18 protein-coding genes and 1 pseudogene are annotated in these 19,364 nt (G+C 71.0%); 10 read left to right on the top strand and 9 right to left on the bottom strand.

The genetic code is table 11. The features are described from left to right. Positions 1 to 65 precede the first annotated feature (65 nt). Positions 66 to 1,265, bottom strand: a complete 1,200-nt coding sequence (locus KBC94_RS06910) for an MFS transporter (protein WP_294367823.1) — start codon at positions 1,263 to 1,265, stop codon at positions 66 to 68. Positions 1,266 to 1,356: 91 nt separating this feature from the next. Here KBC94_RS06910 and KBC94_RS06905 point away from each other — a divergent pair, with 91 nt between their 5' ends. The 3 genes from KBC94_RS06905 (at position 1,357) to KBC94_RS06895 (ending at position 5,113) form a co-directional block, all read left to right on the top strand. Further along, a complete protein-coding gene (locus KBC94_RS06905) occupies positions 1,357 to 1,941 on the top strand; it encodes a TetR/AcrR family transcriptional regulator (RefSeq protein WP_294367821.1) in 585 nt (194 codons plus the stop codon). Positions 1,942 to 2,173: 232 nt separating this feature from the next. Then, entirely contained in the window at positions 2,174 to 4,375 is a 2,202-nt protein-coding gene (locus KBC94_RS06900) for a malate synthase G (protein ID WP_294367820.1), read from the top strand. A 225-nt stretch (positions 4,376 to 4,600) separates the two neighbouring features. Beyond that, positions 4,601 to 5,113, top strand: a complete 513-nt coding sequence (locus KBC94_RS06895) for a hypothetical protein (RefSeq protein ID WP_294367817.1) — start codon at positions 4,601 to 4,603, stop codon at positions 5,111 to 5,113. Between the two features lie 22 nt (positions 5,114 to 5,135). Here KBC94_RS06895 and KBC94_RS06890 read toward each other — a convergent pair whose 3' ends face one another. Both KBC94_RS06890 and KBC94_RS06885 read right to left on the bottom strand, forming a co-directional pair. Then, on the bottom strand, positions 5,136 to 5,948 hold the full coding sequence (locus tag KBC94_RS06890) for an ABC transporter permease (protein WP_294367815.1): 813 nt from the start codon (positions 5,946 to 5,948) through the stop codon (positions 5,136 to 5,138). A 4-nt stretch (positions 5,949 to 5,952) separates the two neighbouring features. Beyond that, positions 5,953 to 6,927: an ATP-binding cassette domain-containing protein gene (locus KBC94_RS06885; RefSeq protein WP_294367812.1), complete on the bottom strand. Its 975-nt coding sequence runs from the start codon at positions 6,925 to 6,927 to the stop codon at positions 5,953 to 5,955. A 129-nt stretch (positions 6,928 to 7,056) separates the two neighbouring features. Between KBC94_RS06885 and KBC94_RS06880 the strand changes: the two genes are divergently transcribed. Together KBC94_RS06880 and KBC94_RS06875 are read left to right on the top strand one after the other, a co-directional pair. Continuing rightward, positions 7,057 to 8,385, top strand: a complete 1,329-nt coding sequence (locus KBC94_RS06880) for a DEAD/DEAH box helicase (protein ID WP_294367808.1) — start codon at positions 7,057 to 7,059, stop codon at positions 8,383 to 8,385. Beyond that, a complete protein-coding gene (locus KBC94_RS06875; RefSeq protein ID WP_294367805.1) occupies positions 8,382 to 8,687 on the top strand; it encodes a hypothetical protein in 306 nt (101 codons plus the stop codon). Before KBC94_RS06880 ends, KBC94_RS06875 begins: the two co-directional genes overlap by 4 nt. 39 nt (positions 8,688 to 8,726) lie before the next feature. On the opposite strand, the gene KBC94_RS06870 is transcribed toward KBC94_RS06875, so the two are convergent. After that, a complete protein-coding gene (locus tag KBC94_RS06870) occupies positions 8,727 to 9,623 on the bottom strand; it encodes a LysR family transcriptional regulator (RefSeq protein WP_294367801.1) in 897 nt (298 codons plus the stop codon). 82 nt (positions 9,624 to 9,705) lie between these two features. On the opposite strand from KBC94_RS06870, the pseudogene KBC94_RS06865 reads away from it, so the two are divergent. Then, positions 9,706 to 10,367: pseudogene (locus KBC94_RS06865) on the top strand (glutathione S-transferase). An 18-nt stretch (positions 10,368 to 10,385) separates the two neighbouring features. Then, positions 10,386 to 11,336 carry a pyridoxamine 5'-phosphate oxidase family protein gene (locus KBC94_RS06860; protein WP_294367798.1) on the top strand — a complete coding sequence of 317 codons (951 nt, stop codon included), beginning with the start codon at positions 10,386 to 10,388 and terminating at the stop codon, positions 11,334 to 11,336. Between the two features lie 12 nt (positions 11,337 to 11,348). Here the strand turns inward: KBC94_RS06860 and KBC94_RS06855 are convergent, their stop codons facing one another. The 3 genes from KBC94_RS06855 to KBC94_RS06845 all read right to left on the bottom strand — a co-directional run bounded on the left by KBC94_RS06855 (position 11,349) and on the right by KBC94_RS06845 (position 14,730). Beyond that, positions 11,349 to 12,866 (bottom strand): AMP nucleosidase, encoded by a 1,518-nt coding sequence (locus tag KBC94_RS06855; RefSeq protein WP_294367795.1) that lies wholly within the window; start codon positions 12,864 to 12,866, stop codon positions 11,349 to 11,351. 88 nt (positions 12,867 to 12,954) lie between these two features. Then, positions 12,955 to 14,328, bottom strand: a complete 1,374-nt coding sequence (gene gorA / locus KBC94_RS06850) for a glutathione-disulfide reductase (RefSeq protein ID WP_294367791.1) — start codon at positions 14,326 to 14,328, stop codon at positions 12,955 to 12,957. 54 nt (positions 14,329 to 14,382) lie between these two features. After that, entirely contained in the window at positions 14,383 to 14,730 is a 348-nt protein-coding gene (locus KBC94_RS06845) for a hypothetical protein (protein WP_294367788.1), read from the bottom strand. Between the two features lie 140 nt (positions 14,731 to 14,870). On the opposite strand from KBC94_RS06845, the gene KBC94_RS06840 reads away from it, so the two are divergent. Beyond that, positions 14,871 to 15,308, top strand: a complete 438-nt coding sequence (locus tag KBC94_RS06840) for a rhodanese-like domain-containing protein (protein ID WP_294367785.1) — start codon at positions 14,871 to 14,873, stop codon at positions 15,306 to 15,308. A gap of 207 nt (positions 15,309 to 15,515) precedes the next feature. Continuing rightward, positions 15,516 to 16,145, top strand: coding sequence for a heme-binding beta-barrel domain-containing protein (locus KBC94_RS06835; protein WP_294367783.1), 630 nt, complete (start codon positions 15,516 to 15,518; stop codon positions 16,143 to 16,145). Positions 16,146 to 16,167: 22 nt separating this feature from the next. On the opposite strand, the gene KBC94_RS06830 is transcribed toward KBC94_RS06835, so the two are convergent. Continuing rightward, positions 16,168 to 16,824, bottom strand: coding sequence for an NAD(P)-dependent oxidoreductase (locus KBC94_RS06830; RefSeq protein WP_294367774.1), 657 nt, complete (start codon positions 16,822 to 16,824; stop codon positions 16,168 to 16,170). Positions 16,825 to 16,947: 123 nt separating this feature from the next. Between KBC94_RS06830 and KBC94_RS06825 the strand changes: the two genes are divergently transcribed. Next, the gene (locus KBC94_RS06825; protein ID WP_294367772.1) at positions 16,948 to 17,889 is read left to right on the top strand and encodes a LysR family transcriptional regulator; all 942 of its coding nucleotides are present in this window, start codon (positions 16,948 to 16,950) and stop codon (positions 17,887 to 17,889) included. Here KBC94_RS06825 and KBC94_RS06820 read toward each other — a convergent pair. Then, positions 17,876 to 19,231 (bottom strand): cytosine deaminase, encoded by a 1,356-nt coding sequence (locus tag KBC94_RS06820; protein ID WP_294367770.1) that lies wholly within the window; start codon positions 19,229 to 19,231, stop codon positions 17,876 to 17,878. The genes KBC94_RS06825 and KBC94_RS06820 overlap by 14 nt on opposite strands. Positions 19,232 to 19,364: the final 133 nt, after the last annotated feature.

The raw sequence follows: 19,364 nt of genomic DNA, 5'->3' as shown, positions 1-19,364 counted from the left end.
CTCAGTGGCCGGGAGCGGCGCTGGCAGGGCTGCGCCGGGCGTGCGCCTCCTGCTGCGGCCCGGGGTCAGGCCCGCTCGTGCGTCGTCTTCCATGCCAGCAACGCCAGCGTCACCAGCACGAGGCCGTAGCCCAGCGTGGTGGCATGCAGGCCGAAGGTGCCCACGGCCAGGCCCGCCAGGATGGCCGGCACGCTGAAGGCCAGGTAGCTCAGCACGAAGAAGCTGGACATGAGACCGGCCCGCTCGTGAGGCGTGGCCACCGGCACCAGGCTGCGCACGGCCGCATTGAAGCTGGCGCCGAAGCCCATGCCCGCCACCACCGTGCCACCGAAGAAGGGCAGGGCCTGCTGCGCATGCACGCCGAACAGGGTGACGACGAGGCCCACGGCCAGCAGTGCGGCGCTGGCACGCAGCACGCGGCGCGCGGGCCGCTGGCGGACCACGTACATCGCGGCGGCTCCCGTCAGCACCAACGTGGCAATGAGCACGCCGCCGGCCAGCGGCGTGGCCCGGCCTGTCACGAGCCGTGCCAGGGTCGGCCCCAGCGACAGGTAGAAGCCGCCCAGCGCCCACCCGGCGGTATTGAGCGGCATGAGCCGCAGGACCAGCGCGCGGGCAGGCGGCGGCACGTGCGCGCGCGGCACCATCGAGGCCCAGGCACCCGGCCGCGGCGTGACGGTTTCCGGCAGGCGCAGCGCCAGCAGCGCCTGGAGCACCAGCGCGACCAGAAGCACCTCGTAGACCAGGTGCATGGGCTCGGGCGCGAACTGGACCAGCGCACTGGCGCCCAGCGCGCCCACCGCCATGCCGATCATGGGCGAGAGACTGTTGAACAGCGCGCCACGGACCGGGTTCAGGTCGAGCAACATCGCACTCATCACGCTCGTGGCCATGCCGGTGGCGATGCCCTGCAACACGCGGGCGGCGATCAGCCAGCCCACCGACCCGGCCTGCCAGAAGAGCACGACGGCCCCGATCTCCAGCACCAGCGCGGCCAGGATCACGGTACGCCGACCCAGGTGGTCGGACAGCGCGCCGAAGACGAGCAGGGCCGCGAGCAGCGCGAATGCGTAGCTGGAGAACACCACGGTGAGCACCAGCGCCGAGAAGCCCCAGGCCTCCCGATACAGCGCATACAGCGGCGAGGGCGCGCTCGACGCGGCCAGGAAGGTGATCACCAGTGCCACGACCAGTGCGAAGGCAGCGCGCGACGGAAGGCGGCGAACAGCGGCCGGCGCCGACGGGGCAAGAGCGGGGGCAGGCATCGAAAAGCTCCTTTAACGCAAAATCTTTGCGTTTGCGGATTGTGCGCGCCACGGATCATTAACGCAAATTCTTTGCGTTAATATTGGAAGCATGGCTTCATCGATCCCTGGAAACCGCACCGCGCCCCGCCCCGGCGGCCGCAGCGCGCGCGTGCAGGAGGCGGTGCACCGGGCCACACGCGAGCTGACCGCGGAACATGGTCGCGAGGCGCTCACCGTTCCGATGGTGGCCGCACGCGCGGGGGTCACGCCATCGACCATCTATCGCCGCTGGGGCGACCTCGCCCAACTGCTGGCCGATGTGTCGGTCGAGCGCATGCGGCCCGAGGGCGAACCGGCCGACACCGGCTCGCTGCGGGGCGACCTGCTGGCCTGGGCCGAGCAGTACAACGAGGAGATGTCCTCGCAGCCCGGCCGCGGCATGCTGCGCGATGTGCTGTCCGCGCAGTCGCCGGAGGAGCCCCCGTCCTGCCGGTGCGCGAGCTTCCTGGCGATGCAGATCGGGGTGCTCCTGGCCCGTGCCCAGGCGCGCGGCGTGGCCGCGCCACCCGTCGAGCGTGTGATGGACAGGCTGGTGGCGCCGCTTCTCTTTCGGCTCCTCTTCACGGCCGAGCCTGCCGGCGCCCAAGACATCGAAGGCTGGATCGACGCCAGTCTGGCCCCTCCTTCAGCCTGAAAGTCGCGGCGCGCGGGTCCGGCGGTGTGAGCCTGCACCGGTCCAATGCCGCGCGCCCGCGCGGCAATTACCCTCATTCTTGTCACGAATCAACGCCTCATCCGGCGATTAATCTGCGGCCCCGTCTCTAATACAGTGGAGCTCCAGCGTCGGCCGCATGCTCGTGCGTTGACGCCGACCGCCCGCCCCCCGTGCAACCCTTTCGCGGCCCCGCCGCACCCCGAGAACACGCATGACCGAACGCACCACCGTCCACCGACTGCAAGTCGCCACCGAACTGCACCGCTTCATCGAGTCGCAGGTGCTGCCCGCCGCCGGCCTGCAGCCCGCCGCCTTCTGGCAGGGCTTCGACGCCATCGTGGCCGACCTGGCGCCCAAGAACGCCGCCCTGCTGGCCGAGCGCGACCGCCTCCAGAGCGAGATGGACGCCTGGCACAAGGCCCACCCCGGCCCCATCGCCGACATGCCGGCCTACCGCGCCCATCTGGAGAAGATCGGCTATCTGCTGCCCCAGCCCAAGGGCGTCAAGGCCACCACCGCCAACGTCGATGCCGAGCTGGCCCTGCAGGCCGGCCCGCAGCTGGTGGTGCCCATCCTCAACGCCCGCTACGCGCTCAATGCCGCCAACGCGCGCTGGGGCTCGCTGTACGACGCGCTGTACGGCACCGATGCGATCCCCGAGACCGATGGCGCGGAGAAGGGCAAGGGTTACAACCCCGTGCGCGGTGCCAAGGTCATCGCCTTCGCCCGCGAGGTGCTCGATCAGGCCGCACCGCTGGTGAACGGTTCGCACAAGGACGCCACCGGCTACAGCGTGAAGGACGGCCAGCTGGTCATCGCCCTGCACAGCAGCAGCACGCACCTGAAGGACCCGTCGGCCTTCGTCGGCTACCAGGGCGACGCGGCGAACCCCTCGTCGGTGCTGCTCAGGCACAACGGCATCCACCTCGACATCCAGATCGACCGCAGCACGCCCATTGGCCAAACCGACCCGGCCGGCGTGGCCGACGTGGTGCTGGAATCGGCACTGTCCACCATCCTCGACCTGGAGGACTCGGTGGCCGTGGTCGATGCCGAGGACAAGGTGCTGGCGTACAGCAACTGGCTCGGCATCCAGCAGGGCACGCTGACCGAGGAAGTGGCCAAGGGTGGCAAGACCTTCGTGCGCCGCCTGAACCCCGACCGCGTCTACACCGCGCCCGACGGCCAGGGCCAGGTCACGCTGCACGGCCGCTCGCTCATGTTCGTGCGCAACGTGGGCCACCTGATGACCAACCCGGCGATCCTGTGGGGCTCTTCCGACGGTCTCAAGGAGATCCCCGAAGGCATCATGGACGCGGTCGTCACCACCGCCATCGCCATGGTCGACCTGCAGGGCAAGGGCCAGAACGGCATCCGCAACTCGCGCACCGGCAGCATCTACATCGTCAAGCCCAAGATGCACGGCCCGGCCGAAGTGGCCTTCGCCAACGAGCTCTTCGGCCGCGTCGAGCAGCTGCTGGGCCTGCCGGCCAACACCGTCAAGCTGGGCATCATGGACGAGGAGCGCCGCACCAGCGTCAACCTGCAGGCCTGCATCGCCGCCGCACCGGCGCGCGTGGCCTTCATCAACACCGGCTTCCTGGACCGCACCGGCGACGAGATGCACACCGCCATGCAGGGCGGCCCGATGCTGCGCAAGGGCGACATCAAGGGCACGAAGTGGATCGCCGCCTACGAGCGCAACAACGTGCTCACCGGCCTGAACTGCGGCCTGCGCGGCAAGGCGCAGATCGGCAAGGGCATGTGGGCCATGCCCGACCTGATGGCGGACATGCTCAAGCAGAAGATCGGCCACCCGAAGGCCGGCGCCAACACCGCCTGGGTGCCCTCGCCCACCGCCGCCACGCTGCATGCGCTGCACTACCACCAGGTCAGCGTGGCCGACGTGCAGAAGGAGCTGGAGAAGATCGACGCCGAGGCCGAGCGCGACGCGATCCTGAACGACCTGCTGCAGGTGCCGATCACCGCCACGCCCAACTGGAGCGACGCCGAGAAGCAGCAGGAGCTGGACAACAACGTGCAGGGCATCCTGGGCTACGTGGTGCGCTGGATCGACCAGGGCGTGGGCTGCTCCAAGGTGCCCGACATCCACGACGTCGGCCTGATGGAAGACCGCGCCACGCTGCGCATCAGCAGCCAGCACATCGCCAACTGGCTGCTGCACGGCGTGGTCACGAAGGACCAGGTCAACGCCACCTTCGAGCGCATGGCCGCCGTGGTGGACCAGCAGAACGCCGGCGACCCGCTCTACAAGCCCATGGCGGGCCACTTCGACACCTCCTTAGCCTACAAGGCGGCGCAGGACCTGGTGTTCAAGGGCGTCGAGCAGCCCAGCGGCTACACCGAGCCGCTGCTGCATGCGTGGCGCTTGAAGGTGAAGGCCGCCGGATAAGCCGGACCGCCATCACGTCTTGTGCTGACAGCGCCCACGGGGCGCTGTTTTTTTTCGTGCGCCAGAGGGGCGCCTTGGCCTACGCCCAGGTCGGCCTGGCCCCACCCGGCGCAGGAACAAGCCGGCTCACGGTGGAGTTGTTCCTGGGCCAGGACCGGCATGTCGCTGGAGGGTCCGGAGCCGGTACCGCATCGCTGCGGCGCCATCCCCCCCAAGGAGACTCTCATGCAAGACACACGCATTTCATTCCGCCCCCTTCGTCCGATGCTGATCGCCGCCGCCCTGTGCAGTGCGGGTCTGGCCTTTGCGCAGACGTCCTCGTCAGGGGGCATGGGCAGCAGCGGCGGTTCGTCCGGCGGTAGCACGATGCAGCAGTCCGGCAGCGGCGCGAGCGGCAGTTCCAGCACCGGGCGCATGGGCAACCGCGACGATGACCGGCGCAAGGGCAGCAGCAGTGGCAGCGGTGCTTCGGGCGCCCATGCCGGCACCACCGGCGGATCGGGCAACAGCAGCGGCGACATGGGGAACCGCGGGGGCAAGGGGCCGACCGGCACGGGCACAGGCGGCCCCGGCGGTCTGGGCAGCGGCTCGGGGTCGGGCAGCGCAGGTACCGGCGCGGGCACGAGTGGCATGGGCTCCGGAAGCTCCGGCACCTCTGGCTCGGGCAGCATGGGCGCCGGCTCGGGTTCGGGCGGCGCCTCGGGAAGCGGCGGAACCTCGGGCGGCAGCAGCCGCTGATGGGGTGGGCGGGGCGCGAGGCTCAGCTGCGGAAGCGGCGACGCGTGAGCCCCAGCGCCAGCCAGAAGGCCGCGATGCCATAGGCGGCCAACACGCCCAGGTGCAATAGCGGCTGCGCGGGCCACTGGTCCATGAAGAGCGGCCGCACCAGCGCCACCACATTGGCCAGCGGCAGCCAGGCCGCCACCGCCCGCACCACCTCGGGCAACTGCTCCAGCGGAAAAAACACGCCCGAGAGGAACATCATGGGCGTCATGAACAGCGTGAAGTAGTAGGTGAAGAAGTCGTAGCCCTTCGCGAGCGCGTTGAAGATCAGTGCGATGGACGAGAACACGATGCCCGCCCCGGCGAGGATCGCCCAGGCCACCAGCAGCTTGGGGCTGTGGCTGATGCCCAGGCCCAGCATCACCAGCAGGATGGCCGTGACGGTGAACAGCGACTTGAAGCCGGCCCACAGCAGCTCGGCGAAGACCACGTCGTCCAGACCCACCGGCGCATTCATGATGCCGTCCCAGGTCTTCTGCACATGCATGCGCGAGAAGGACGAATACAGCGCCTCGAAGCTGGCCGCATTCATCGCGCTCATGCAGATCGAGCCGCTGGCCAGGAACAGGATGTAGGGCACCGACTCGCTCCCTACCTTCACCTGCCCCACCAGCGCGCCCATGCCGTAGCCGAAGGCCACGAGCCAGATCAGCGGCTCGGCGATGTTGCCGATCAGGCTGGGCACGGCCAGCTTGCGCCACACCAGCAGATTGCGCAGGAAGACGGGCCACCAGCGGCGCGTGACGGCCGGCAGCGACCAGACAGAGGGCATGTTTGTGTTCTCGTTCATGGATTCAGCCGCCTTCCCGGATCTGCCGGCCCGTGAGCTTGAGGAACAGGTCCTCCAGGTTGGCCGGCCGGTGGAAGGTGCGCAGGCCCTCGTGCGTACCCAGGGCCTCCAGCAGCGGACGCGCCTCGCGCGTGTAGAAGAAGACGGTCTCGCCGCTCAGCTCGGTGCGCTGCGCCAGTGCACGCAAGGCGGGCGATTCGGCGAGCGCCTGGGCCGACCCGGCGCTGCCCTGGCCGTAGACCTCGACCACATGCGGCTCCAGGTGCTCGGCGATCAGCTCGCGCGGGCGGCCCTCGGCGATCTTGCGCCCATGGTCCACCACCAGCAGGCGGTGGCACAGGCGCTCGGCCTCGTCCATGAAGTGGGTGGTCAGCAGGATGGACTTGCCCTGCTGAAGCAAGGTCTGCAGCCGCTCCCACATCAGGTGACGGGCCTGCGGGTCGAGGCCGGTCGTGGGCTCGTCCAGGATCAGCAGCTTCGGGTCGTTGACCAGTGCGCGCGCCAGCGACAGCCGCCGGCGCATGCCGCCCGAAAGCTCGCCCGGCTTGGCGTCGGCCTTGTGCGACAGGGCCGCGAAGTCAAGCAGCGCAGGCACCTTGGCGGCGAAGTCGCGGCGCGAGAAGCCGAAGTAGCGCGCATAGACCACCAGGTTCTCGGCACAGCTGAAGTCCGGGTCCAGCGAGTCGTACTGCGCCACCACGCCCAACTGCGCCTTGATGGCGCGCGCATCGCGCGGCATGTGCAGGCCGCCCAGCGCCTCGATCTCGCCGGCATCGGGCGCGGTGAGGCCCAGGCACATGCGGATGGTGGTGGTCTTGCCGGCGCCGTTGGGCCCGATGACGCCCAGGCATTCGCCGGGCGCGATCTCGAAGCTCAGGTCGTCGACGACGGTGGCCTCGCCATAGCGCTTGCGCAGGTGGCGGGCCTGCAGCAGCGGCGCGGTCGAGGCGGCGGTGGAGGGGGTCGGATCGGCAGGCACGCGGCATTGTGGCAAAGGCCCGTGCCGTCATCGCGCATACGGCGCCTTGACCGACACGCCCGCAGGCCGGGCCTGAAGGCGGACAATCCGCAGCCCTTCCTCGGCGCTCTTCCGGCCCTTCCTCGCATCGTGTCTTCCTCCCCCACCTACGCCGACCTGGGCCTGCGCCCCGAACTCCTGCAGGCCGTGGCCGAACAGGGCTATGCCGCCCCCACGCCCATCCAGGCCCTGGCCATCCCCGTGGTGCTGCAGGGCCGCGACCTGCGCGCCATGGCCCACACCGGCTCGGGCAAGACGGCCGCCTTCGTGCTGCCCCTGCTGCAGCGCTGGCACGAGGCGCCGCGCCACCGCTCGCGCCGCGCGCTGCACACCCTGGTGCTGGTGCCCACGCGCGAGCTGGCGGCGCAGGTGGCCGACACCGTGGCCGCACTGGCGGCGACGCTGCCCGAGCGGCCGAAGGTGGTCCGCGCCATCGGCGGCGTCTCGATCAACCCGCAGCTGATGGCCCTGCGCGGCGGCGCGGACCTGGTGATCGGCACCCCCGGCCGCGTGCTCGACCTGGCGCGCCACAACGCGCTGCGCCTTTCGGACTGCGCCGTGCTGGTGCTGGACGAGGCCGACCGCCTGCTGGACCTGGGCTTCGCCGACGAGCTGCAGGCCATCCTCGACGCGCTGCCGGCGCAGCGACAGAACCTGCTGTTCTCGGCCACCTTCGCGCCGCGCACCGTGCAGTTGGCCGATGCGCTGCTGCACGACCCCGTGGCCGTGACGGCGCCCGCGCCGGTGGCCGAGCTGCCGCAGATCGCCCAGCGCGCCATCGCGGTGGATGAAGGCTGCCGCACCGCGCTGCTGCGTCACCTGATCGCCACCGAAGACTGGCCGCAGGTGCTGGTGTTCGTGGCCACCAAGCATGCCTGCGAAACCGTGGCCGACAAGCTGCGCAAGGGCGGCCTCGCGGCCGAGCCGCTGCACGGCATGCTGGGCCAGGGCAAGCGCACGCAGGTGCTGGCCGATTTCAAGGCCGGCCGGCTGCAGGTGCTGGTGGCCACCGACCTGGCGGCGCGCGGCATCGACATCGCGCAGCTGCCGGCGGTGGTCAACCACGACCTGGCCCGCTCGCCCACCGACCATGTGCACCGCATCGGCCGCACCGGCCGCGCGGGTGCCAGCGGCGTGGCCGTGAGCTTCGTGCCGGCCGCGGCCGAGGCGCACTTCCGCCTGATCGAGAAGCGCCAGGGCCTGCGCGTGCCGCGCGAGCAGATCGCGGGCTTCGAGCCGCAGGAGACGGCGCCGGCCGATGCGCCGGCGGCCGGCGGCGGCATCAAGGGCAGGCGGCCGAACAAGAAGGACAAGCTGCGCGCCGCGGCAGCCAAGTCGGCCGGCGGCTCTCCCGCGGCTGCAGCGGCAGCCACCGCTGCGCCCTCGGCGCCCTCTGCGTCCGAGGACCCGCAGCCATGACGCTGGACTACCTGCTCTTCGACCACAGCGACGGCGGCGACGACAGCAGCCTGTTCGAAGCCCTGGCCACCGTCGGCCCCGAGCGCGAGGCCGCCGTGCGCGCCGAGATCGAGACGGTGATGGGCTGGGCCGCACGCCGCTTCCGCGGCCGGCGCGGCCCCGTGGAGGAAGGCGGCGACTGGGACGCCGACCTGGCCGAGCGCCAGGAAGGGCCGGCGCTGCGCAGCTTCCATCTGTCGATCACGGGCAGCGCGGCCTTTGCAGAAGCCTTCATCGCCGAATTCGGCGACGCCGTGAACTGAGAAGGCGGCCGCCTGGCGGCGATGGCGCCTGCGCGGCGCTCACAGCCGGAGCCCTTCGAACGCCTTCTTCATCCATGCGACGAACGCACGGGTACGCGCCGGAAGGTGGCGCGCATGCGGGTAGATCACGTTCACGGGCCGCGGCGCAGGCTCGAAGTCTTCGAGCACCAGTTGCAGGCGCCCCTCCCGCACATGGCCCAGGACCTGGTAGGAGAAGAAGCGGCCGAAGCCCATGCCCGCGGCGCAGGCCTCCACGGCCGGTGCGATGTGGTTGAAGGCCAGCCGCACGTCGAGCGGGACCTGCATCGGCACGCGCCGGTCCGGCACGTCGAAGGACCAGTGGGGCGCACCGTCGAGCTGGCCGAGCACCGCCGGCGCGTTCGCCAGATCGCGCGGGTGCAGCGGCAGGCCGCGCTCGCGCAGCAACGCCGGGCTGGCGGCCACCACGCGCCGGATGCTGCCAAGCTGCTGTGCGACCAGTGACGAATCCTCCAGCCGGCTGATGCGGATGCCGACGTCGATGCCCTCTTCCACCAGGTTCACCGGCCGGTCGTGCAGCAGCACCCGACAGCGCACCTGCGGATGCGCGCGCATGAAGCCCACGATCGCGGGCGCGACGTACATGTGGCCGAACAGCACCGGCGCCGTGACCATGAGCTGGCCGGCTGCTTCGCCCGCCTCCTGCGTCAGTGCGCGGTCGGCGGCGTCGGCGACGGCCAGTACCTCGCGCGCGCTGTCGAGGTAACGGCGGCCGTCCTCGGTCAGCGCGACACGCCGCGTGCTGCGCTGGAAGAGCCGCACGCCCAGGTGCGCCTCCAGCGCGGCCAGCGTGCGCACCACCGCGGGCAGGGAGCTGCCCAGCACATCCGCCGCCCGCGTCAGGCTGCCCTGCTCCGCGATGCGCACGAACACCTGCATGGCCTTGAGTCGATCCATGCGGCGATTACACCGGAATGCGGAGCAATGTCCTCCATGGATTCGCATTGATCCGTCGGCCGTATCAAAAAACAATGGGCGCATGCCTGAACACACCCCCGCCTCCGAGCCGGCCTCGGCCGCCCCTGCCCTCGTGCTCCACGATGCCCCGCTCTCGGGCCATGCGCATCGCGTGCGCCTGTTCCTGTCGCTGCTGGGCCTGCCCTGGCGCAGCCAGGTCGTGGACCTGAAGGCCGGCGAGCACAAGCGTCCGGCCTTCCTGGCGATGAACCGCTTCGGCCAGGTGCCCGTGCTGCAGGACGGCGACGTGGTGCTGGCGGACTCCAACGCCATCCTCGTGTACCTCAACGCCCGGTATGCGCCCGATCCGACCCTGTGGCTGCCGGCCGACCCGGTTGGCACCGCCCGGGTGCAACGCTGGCTGTCGCTGGCAGCGGGGCCCCTGGCGTTCGGCCCGGCCGCCGCGCGCATCGCCCTGCTGATGGGCCGTCCCACGGACGAGGCCGCGGTGGCCCGGGCGCATGCCCTGCTGCAGGTGATGGACGCCCACCTGGCCACGCAGGACTTCCTGGCCGCCGCCCGCCCCACCCTGGCGGACATTGCCCACTACGCCTATGGGCCCTCGCGCCGGAAGGCCATGTGGCGCTGGACGCCTATCCGCAGGTGCGGGCCTGGCTGGCCCGCATCGAGGCCCTGCCGGGCTTCCTGCCCATGCCGCGCTCGCGGATCGGCCTGCTGGCCTGAGCGCCGGAGGGACGCACCATGACCTTCCACGATGGCGAGATCGCCCTGCAACGCCAGGAGGGCGTGGATGCCCAGCTCGCCGCCCTGGGGCCGCGCGTGATCCGCGACCACATGCCGCAGCAGCACCGCGACTTCTTCGCGCAATTGCCGTTCGTGGTGGTGGGTAGCCTGGACGAACGTCAGCGCCCTTGGGCCAGCCTGCTGACCGGCGCGCCGGGCTTCATGCAGTCACCCGATCCGCGCCGACTGCGCATCGACGCCCTGCCCGATGGCGCCGACCCGATGGCGACGGCACTGCGGCCGGACGCGCCACTGGGCCTGCTCGGCATCGAGCCGCACACGCGGCGGCGCAACCGGCTCAACGGCCAGGTGACTGCCGTCGACGCCGCGGGCTTCGAGCTGGCCGTGGGCCAGAGCTTCGGCAACTGCCCGCGCTACATCCAGGCCCGTGAAGCATCGCCGCACACCGTTGCGCACACGCCGCCCGCGGCTGAGGCGCTGACCGGCCTCGATGCGTCCGCCCGCGCGCTGATCGCCCAGGCCGACACCCTGTTCATCGCCAGCGCGCATCCGCATGCCACCGACCCGACCCGGCCAGCCGAGGGCGTGGACGTATCCCACCGCGGCGGCCGGCCGGGCTTCGTGCAAGTGGCGGCGGACGGCAACCTGGCGGTGCCGGACTTCGACGGCAACCGCTTCTTCAACACCCTGGGCAACCTGCTGCTGCACCCGTGGGCAGGACTGCTCTTCGTGGACTTCGAGCGGGGCGACCTGCTGCAGCTGTCCGCGCGCGCAGAGGTACTGACGGGCACGCCCGAGGCACTGGGCTTCGAGGGCGTCGACCGCGTGCTGCGCCTGCTGATCGTCAGCGGCTGGCGCCGACGCGGGGCGCTGCCGCTGCGCTGGAGCAGCGCCCGGCCTTCGCCGTACCTGGAAGGCACGGGCCACTGGCTCACGCCAGCGGCCTGAACCGGCGGGCTGCTACTGGAACGCCACCTCCGCAAAGCTGCGCAGCTTGCGGCTGTGCAGGCGCGTGGTGCCTTCCACTCGCAGGATGTCGATGGCCTTCATGCCGATGCGCAGATGCTGCTCCACCCGCTCGCGGTAGAAGTGGTTGGCCATGCCGGGCAGCTTGATCTCGCCGTGCAGCGGCTTGTCGCTGACGCACAGGAGGGTGCCGTAGGGCACGCGGAAGCGGAAGCCGTTGGCGGCGATGGTGGCGCTTTCCATGTCCAGCGCCACGGCGCGGCTCTGGCTGAAGCGGCGCTGGGGCTCGTTGCCCGGCAGCAGCTCCCAGTTGCGGTTGTCGGTGGTGGCCACGGTGCCGGTGCGCATGATGGCCTTGAGCTCGGCACCGCTGCAGCCGGTGACCTCGGCCACGGCCTGCTCCAGCGCGAGCTGGATCTCCGACAGCGCGGGAATGGGCACCCACAGCGGCAGTTCCTCGTCCAGCACATGGTCCTCGCGCACGTAAGCATGTGCCAGCACGTAGTCGCCGAGCTGCTGCGTGTTGCGCAGGCCGGCGCAGTGGCCCAGCATCATCCAGGCGTGCGGACGCAGCACGGCAATGTGGTCGGTGATGTTCTTGGCATTGGCCGGACCCACGCCGATGTTGACCATGGTGATGCCGCTGCGGTCGGCGCGCACCAGGTGGTAGGCCGGCATCTGCGGCAGCCGCCCGGGCGGCGTGCCCTGCATGGCGCCGATGCGCTCGGCGAGGTCGCCCGACTGCTCGGCCGTGAGGCCGCGGCGGCGGGTGACCACGTTGCCCGGCTCGACGAAGGCGATGTATTCGCTCGCCTCGTCGTCCATCGCCTCATGGCCCAGGCGCACGAACTCGTCGATGTAGAACTGGTAGTTGGTGAAGAGCACGAAGTTCTGGAACCACTCCGGCGCCGTGCCCGTGTAGTGGCGCAGGCGCTGCAGCGAATAGTCGACCCGCGCGGCGGTGAAGAGCGACAGCGGCTCTGCCTCGCCGGGACGCGTCATGTGCGTGCCGTTGGCGATGCCGTCGTCCATGGCGCCCAGGTCCGGCAGGTCGAAGACATCGCGCATCAGGGCGCGGCGCTCGGCGCTCAGGTTGCCCTCGATGTGCTCGTTCTCGGCGAAGGAGAAGTGGATCGGGATCGGTTCGCTGCCGGTGCCGATCTCGAGTTCGATCTGGTGGTTGGCGAGGATCAGCCGGAACTGCTCGCGGTAGTAGCGGGCGAACAGGTCGGGGCGGCTCAGCGTGGTCTCGTAGCGCCCCGGACCGGCCACGAAGCCGTAGCTCAGGCCCGAGGTGGCAGGCGTGGCATAGCGCGTGTTGGTGTGGGTGTGCACCCGCACGAAGGGGTAGCAGGCCCGCACCCGGCCGGGCAGGGTCTCGCCGGCCACGAAGCGCTGCATCGACTCGCGCAGGTGCGCCAGGCCCTCCTGGTAGATGCGCTGCACCTGGGCCAGCGCCGCGTCGGGGTCGGTGAAGCGGGTGGGGGCGATGAATGGCGGCATGTAGGGCATGCGGGCATTTTGCAATGCACATGCCAGCGCCTCATGACGCTTCCGTGGCCTGCGGTCGCCGACGTCCGGCGCGCGGCCCGGCGCACCCTCAGCCGACCGTGGGCTCGCGCATCGTCACGAACTCTTCTGCCGCCGTCGGATGGATGCCGATGGTGCGGTCGAAGTCGGCCTTGGTGGCACCGGCGCGCATGGCCACCGCGAAGCCCTGCACGATCTCGCCCGCGTCCGCGCCCACCATGTGCAGCCCGACCACACGGTCGCTCTTCGCATCCACCACCAGCTTCATGAAGCAGCGCTCGCCGCGGCCGGAGAGCGTGTGGCGCAGCGGCTTGAACTCGCTGTTGAAGATGCGCACCTCGCCGAACCGGCTGCGCGCCTCCATCTCGGTGTGGCCGCAGGTGCCCACGCTGGGGTGGGTGAAGACGGCGGTCGGGATGTACTCGTAGTCCATCGTGCGGCGGCCTTCGCCGAACAGGCGATCCACCACCACCATGGCCTCGGCCAGCGCCACCGGCGTGAGCTGCAGACGCGTGGAGACGTCGCCGATGGCCAGCACCGAAGGCACGCTGCTGCGGTATTCGGCATCGACCACCACGGCGCCGCGTTCGTCGAGCTTGACGCCCGCTTCCTCCAGGCCCATGCCAGCCGTGAGCGGCCGGCGGCCCGTGGCCACCAGTACCACATCGGCCGCCACCCGCTGGCCGCGCGCCAGCGTGGCGACGATCTCGCCGCCCTCGCCCCTCGTGAAGGACGCGGCCTCCTGGTTCATGCGCAGGTCGATGCCGGCGCGGCCCATCTCGCGGGCCAGGAACTCGCGCACGTCATGGTCGAAGCCGTTGAGGATGTGGGCGCCGCGGTGCAGCAGCGTCACCTCCGCGCCCAGGCCGCGGAAGATGGAGGCGAACTCGCAGCCGATGTAGCCGCCGCCGATCACCATCAGCCGGCGTGGAAAGGCCGGCAGGTCGAACATGGCGTCGGAGATCTTCACCAGTTCCTTGCCAGGCACGTCGGGCAGGAAGGGCGCGCCGCCGGTGGCGATCAGCACATGGCGCGCGGTGTGGCGCTGACCCTCGATCTGCACCGTGTGGCCGTCCACCAGCTGCGCCCAGCCGCGCAGCAGCGTGACCCGGGCGCCGTCGAGCAGGCCCTGGTAGACGCCGTTGAGCCGGTGGATCTCCTTGGCACGCGCGGTCTTGAGCCGGCCCCAGTCGAAGCGCGGCGCGCTGTCGATGTGCCAGCCATAGCCCGGCGCCTCCTCGAAGGCCTCGGCATAGCCGGCCGCGTAGCTGTAGAGCTTCTTGGGAATGCAGCCGACGTTGACGCAGGTGCCGCCCAGCTCGGCACATTCGGCCAGGGCCACACGGGCGCCCCGCTGGCCGGCCATGCGGGCTGCGCGCACGCCGGCGCTGCCGCCGCCGATGACGAAGAGGTCGAAGTCGAAGGAAGGGGTGGACGAGGCCATGCGGCGCGTCTCCAGGGTTGCAGGAGGCGCCACTGTAGCCAAGGCGGGCGTTGGCTATTGCTGCAGCGGCCCGCCGTACCAGATCTGCGGCGTGTCCTGCCGGCTGGCGGGGCGCTGCGGTGCAGCCTCGGGCGCATTGCCCCAGGGGGCGTAGCGGCTGTCCTCGTAGATCACCACGGGCGGCCGGTGCGGGTGCCAGCGCGGCGGCGGAGACGGCACCACCGGCGGTGGCGGCTGCTGGGTGTTGAAGTCCGCCCCCTGCTGGATCGCCCGCATCGACGGCGTGTTGGCGTAACGCTGCTGCTGGGCGCGCTCGAAGGGTCCGGGCTTGCGGGTGTCGGTGCTCTGCGCCGTGGCGAGCGTGGCGCCTCCGGCCATGAAGACGGCCAGCAGCGCAGGCATGAGAGGTCGGCAGGGGCGGTTCGGCATGGTGGGCTTTCAACGCGCGGCAGGCGCAAGGCGTTGGCGGGAAAGGACCGCGGCGGCGCGGTCCGCGGGCTTGGAGGAACAATAGCAGCCGCCCTTTTTCCGGACTGCCGACCATGACCCAAGCCCCTGCCTCCCACGATGACAACCAGCCCCGCCCCGCCGAGGGCTATGCGGGCGACGTGACGCCCGAACTCGCCGCCCGCTGGATGACCACCGGCCAGGCCGTGCTGGTGGACGTGCGCACCGACGCCGAGCGCGAATGGGTGGGCTTCGTCCCCGGCGCCGTGGCTGTAGCCTGGAAGCAGTGGCCCGGCATGGCGATGAACGCCGGCTTCGACGAGGCCCTGCGCGCGGCCGTGCCGCCGGGCGGCAAGGTGGTGCTGCTGTGCCGCAGCGGCGTGCGCTCCGTGGCCGCGGCCCGGCGCGCCACCGAGCTGGGCATCGAAGCCTACAACATCCTCGAAGGCTTCGAGGGCGACCCGGACGCCGACGGCCACAGGGGCAACAAGGGCGGCTGGCGCAAGCGCGGCCTGCCCTGGAAACAAGGTTGAGCTCACCCCCAGGCTGCGCGCTTCGCGCTCCGCCTCCTCCCTTCGAGGGGGCACAACCTGCGGCCCGGCGGAGCCGGTTCCGCGGATGTTCGCGCATGGCCTGCTCCGCGGCCGTTCGATCACAGGACATGGGCAGGTCGCGGCGGGCACGGGGCGTGCTCGCGCTACAGTCCCGGCCGCTTTTCCGTCCGCAACACGACAAACGCCATGAACGCTCCCGCCCGCGACATCTACACCGAACCCCGCGACGTCGACCTGCACACCCTGGCCAACCTGGGCCCGCTCGGGCCCATGGCCGGCGTGTGGGAGGGCACCCGCGGGCTCGACGTCAAGCCCAAGGCCGAAGGGCCGAAGAAGCAGGCCTTCGTCGAGCGCATCAGCCTGCAGCCCATCGACCCGGTGACCAACGGGCCCCAGCTGCTCTATGGCCTGCGCTACCACACGCACATCACCAAGCCCGACCAGGTCAAGACCTACCACGAGCAGGTGGGCTACTGGCTGTGGGAGCCCGCCACCGGCTGCGTGATGCACACCCTGACCATCCCGCGCGGCCAGGTGGCGATGGCGGCCGGCACCGTGGCCGCCGATGCGCGCAGCTTCGAGCTGGTCGCGACGCAGGGGCTGGAGACCTGGGGCATCTGCTCCGCGCCCTTCCTGCAGGAGGCCTTCCGCACCACCGAATTCCGCATCAAGGTGACGATCAACGACGACGGCACCTGGGGTTACGAAGAGGACACGGTGCTGCAGATCGCGGGCCAGGCCGAGCCGTTCCACCACACCGACCGCAACCTGCTGCGCCGGGTGGAGGCGCCCACGCCCAATCCGCTGGTGCGCTGAGGGCGCCGCGGCCGCAGCCGGGTCAGGAGTACGCGACGAAGCGTTCGCGCACGTAGCGGCCCTGCTCCAGCACGTCAACGATGGCCGCAGCCAGGTCGGCCGAAGTGATACCGGCCAGTTGGCCGTCCTTCATCGGCACGGCGTCGCCGCCGAACTGGTAGCGGCCCGTGCGCTCGCCGGGCGCCAGCATCGGCGCGGGCGAGACGAAGGTCCAGTCGAGCGCGCCCTCTTCCTTCTGCAGCCGCGTGAGTTCGTCGCGCGCGGCCTGGGCGCCCGGCACCACGTTGGCCGGCACATGGTTCTTGAACTCGGGTGTGTCAACCAGTTGCACGCCGGGCGCCACGAACAGGCTGCCCGCGCCGCCGACGGCGATCAGGCGCTTCACGCCGGCCTGCTTCGCACCCTCGGCGATGGCCTTGCTGCCGGCGAGGAACTGGTTGTACAGGTCGGGGTGCTCCCAGCCCGGGTTGAAGGCGCTGACGACGGCGTCGCTGCCAGCCACGGCCTTGGCGACCTGGGCGGCATCCAGCACATCGGCCTGGACGACCGTCAGGCCAGCACGCGCGGCCAGCTTGGACGGCGTGCGCGCCAGCGCGCGGACCTGATGTCCGCGGGCGAGCAGTTCTTCGAGCAGGGCGGCACCGACGAAGCCGGTGGCGCCGATCAGGGCGACGTTCATGGTTCTTTCCTTTCATGGCGCGCGAGAGGCACCGTGTGGATGACGATGTCCTGAAGCTTATGGACTTCACGATCCAGCCAGAAGTCTGAGAATCCAGACAACTTCATTCAGCCCAGCTTCACAATGGACGACCTCAAGCGGCTCGCGCTCTTCGCCGAGGTGGTGCGCAGCGGCTCCTTCAGCGCCGCCGCCCGCCGCCTGGGCGTGAGCACCTCGGCCGTGAGCCAGCAGCTGCGCGCGCTGGAGCAGGCCCACGGCGTCACCCTGCTCCACCGCACCACGCGCAAGCTGACACTCACCGATGCCGGCGCGCGCTTTGCCACCCACTGCCAGCGCATGGTCGAGGCGGCCGAACTGGCCCGCGCCCAGCTCGCGCTGGCGCGCGAGGCGCCGGAAGGCGAACTGCGCGTCTCGGCGCCCGTGGGCTTTGCCCGGCATCTGGCGCCCGCGCTGGCGCCCCTCCTGGCGGCCCATGCCGCGCTGCAGCTGCGGCTGCAGGTCGACGACGCCATGATCGACCTGGTGGACGCGCGCATCGACCTGGCCCTGCGCGCCGGCCGGCTGCCCGATTCGGGCTGGGCGGCACGGCGGCTGTGCGACTTCCAGAGCCTGATCTGCGCCGCGCCGGGCTACCTGGCCGCGGCCGGCGTGCCGCACACGCCGGCGGACCTGCCCGCTCATCAATGGGTGGGCGCCCCGCGCGACGGCCGCACGCTGGCGCTTTCGCTCACCGGCCCGGCCGGGGCTCTGGCCGAGCACACCCTGCCCGTGCGCGTGACCAGCAACAACCAGCTCAGCCTGCACCAGATGGCCACCAGCGGTCTGGGTCTGGTGCTGGCGGTTCGGGCGGACGTGGAAGACGACCTGCAGGCCGGCCGCCTGGTGCCCGTGCTGCCGCAGTGGCAGCCGCCCGCCCTGCCCGTGTGGGCCGTGACGCCGCAGCGCGACGGCCAGCCGGCCAAGGTGCGCCATGCCATCGAGGCCATCGCCACCCACCTGCGCGCCCTGCCAGGCGTGCGCGACGCCGGTGCGGCGACAGCGGTCGCGCCGCTCAGCGCGGCATGACGAGGTCGTCCAGTTCGCGGTAGTCGGGCAGCGTGGTGTCGATGGCACGGCCCGCGCGGATGACGGCGCGGTCGAAGGGCGCGCGGGCCAGCAGCTCCGAATAGCTGCGCGCACGCAGCACCGTCAGGTCGGCCGGGTTGCCCACGCGCAGCATTCCGAAGCCGTCGAGGCCCATGATCTGCGCCGGCGTGGCGCTGGCGGCGCGGATCCAGTCCGCGAAGGGATGGTCCAGGTGCAGGATCTTCACCGCCTGGGTGTAGGTGTCCAGCATGTCGTGGTCGCCGTAGGCGTAGAACGGGTCGCGGCAGTTGTCGCCGGCCACGGCTACCGGCACGCCGGCCGCCTTGAGCTCGTGCATGACCGTCACACCCCGCCAGCGCGGCGTGCGCGTGGCCTCCACGCTGCGGTCCTGCAGGTACATGTTGACCGTCGGCAGGCTCACGATGGCGATGCCGGCCTCGCGGCACGCGGCGATGGTCTCGGCGATGAACGCGTCCGTCTGCAGCGCCAGCGCGGTGCAGTGCCCGCACAGGATGCGGCCCTTGAAGCCCTGCGCGATGGCCACCCTGGCGATGCGGATCAGCGAGCGGGCGCGCGGGTCAGTGGATTCGTCCACGTGCAGGTCCACGTCCAGGCCGCGCTCGGTGGCCAGCGTCAGAAGGCGCGCGATGCCCTCGTCGATCTCGGGCGGCGTGGCCTCGGCCGGGTGGCGCTGCGACTTGGTCACGCAACCGAGGTTGCCGCCGCTTTCGGCAACGATGTTGGCCAGGTGGACGCCTTCGTCGCCCAGGAAGATGTCCACCGGCGCGATGGACGACACCTGCAGCGCGATGCGGCCCGCCCAGCGCTCGCGCATCTCGCGGAACACCGGGAAGGAGATGTCTGCCTGCGGCGCCAGCGAATCGAGGTGCGTGCGGATGGCCGACACGCCCTTGGCATAGGCCGTGCGCAGCGCGAAGTCCATGCGCCGGCGCACATCCTCGGCATGCCAGTTCTTCGTGCGGTCCTCCATCGTCGCGCGTGAGGCGCCCGCGCCGTCGCCGGTCGGGTTGGCCTTGCGCGGCCAGATGTGGCCCTTGTCCAGGTGGGTGTGCAGGTCGACGAAGCAGGGCAGCGCCAGCGAGTCGTCCAGGTGCGGCCCGCGTTCGGGCGCCAGGCTGCCGGCGGGCGCGATGGCGGCGATGCGGCCGGCCTCGATGGCCAGGTCCAGCGCGACGAGATCGCCATCGCCGGCCGGCGCAAGGCGGTCGGCTGACGGGTCGTCGATCAGGCAACGCGGGGCGCGCACGTGGCGCAGGGCGTAGGTGCCGCCCTCGGGCGGCGTGAAGAAGGCGTGGGTCATGTCGATCGAGTCTCCGTTGCTGTCAGCATGGCCGCAAGGATCGAAGGGCCGCGGAGCAGGCCATGCCCGTGCACCCGCGGAACTGGCTATGCCAGGCCGCGGGGTGCGCCCCCTCCAAGCCGAAGGCGCAAGA

The organism is Pseudacidovorax sp. (genome assembly GCF_017991995.1).
In the GTDB taxonomy this organism is placed as follows: domain Bacteria; phylum Pseudomonadota; class Gammaproteobacteria; order Burkholderiales; family Burkholderiaceae_C; genus Xenophilus.
The sequence above is the reverse complement of the archived record's forward strand: the minus strand, read 5'-3'. Positions and strand labels throughout refer to the sequence as shown.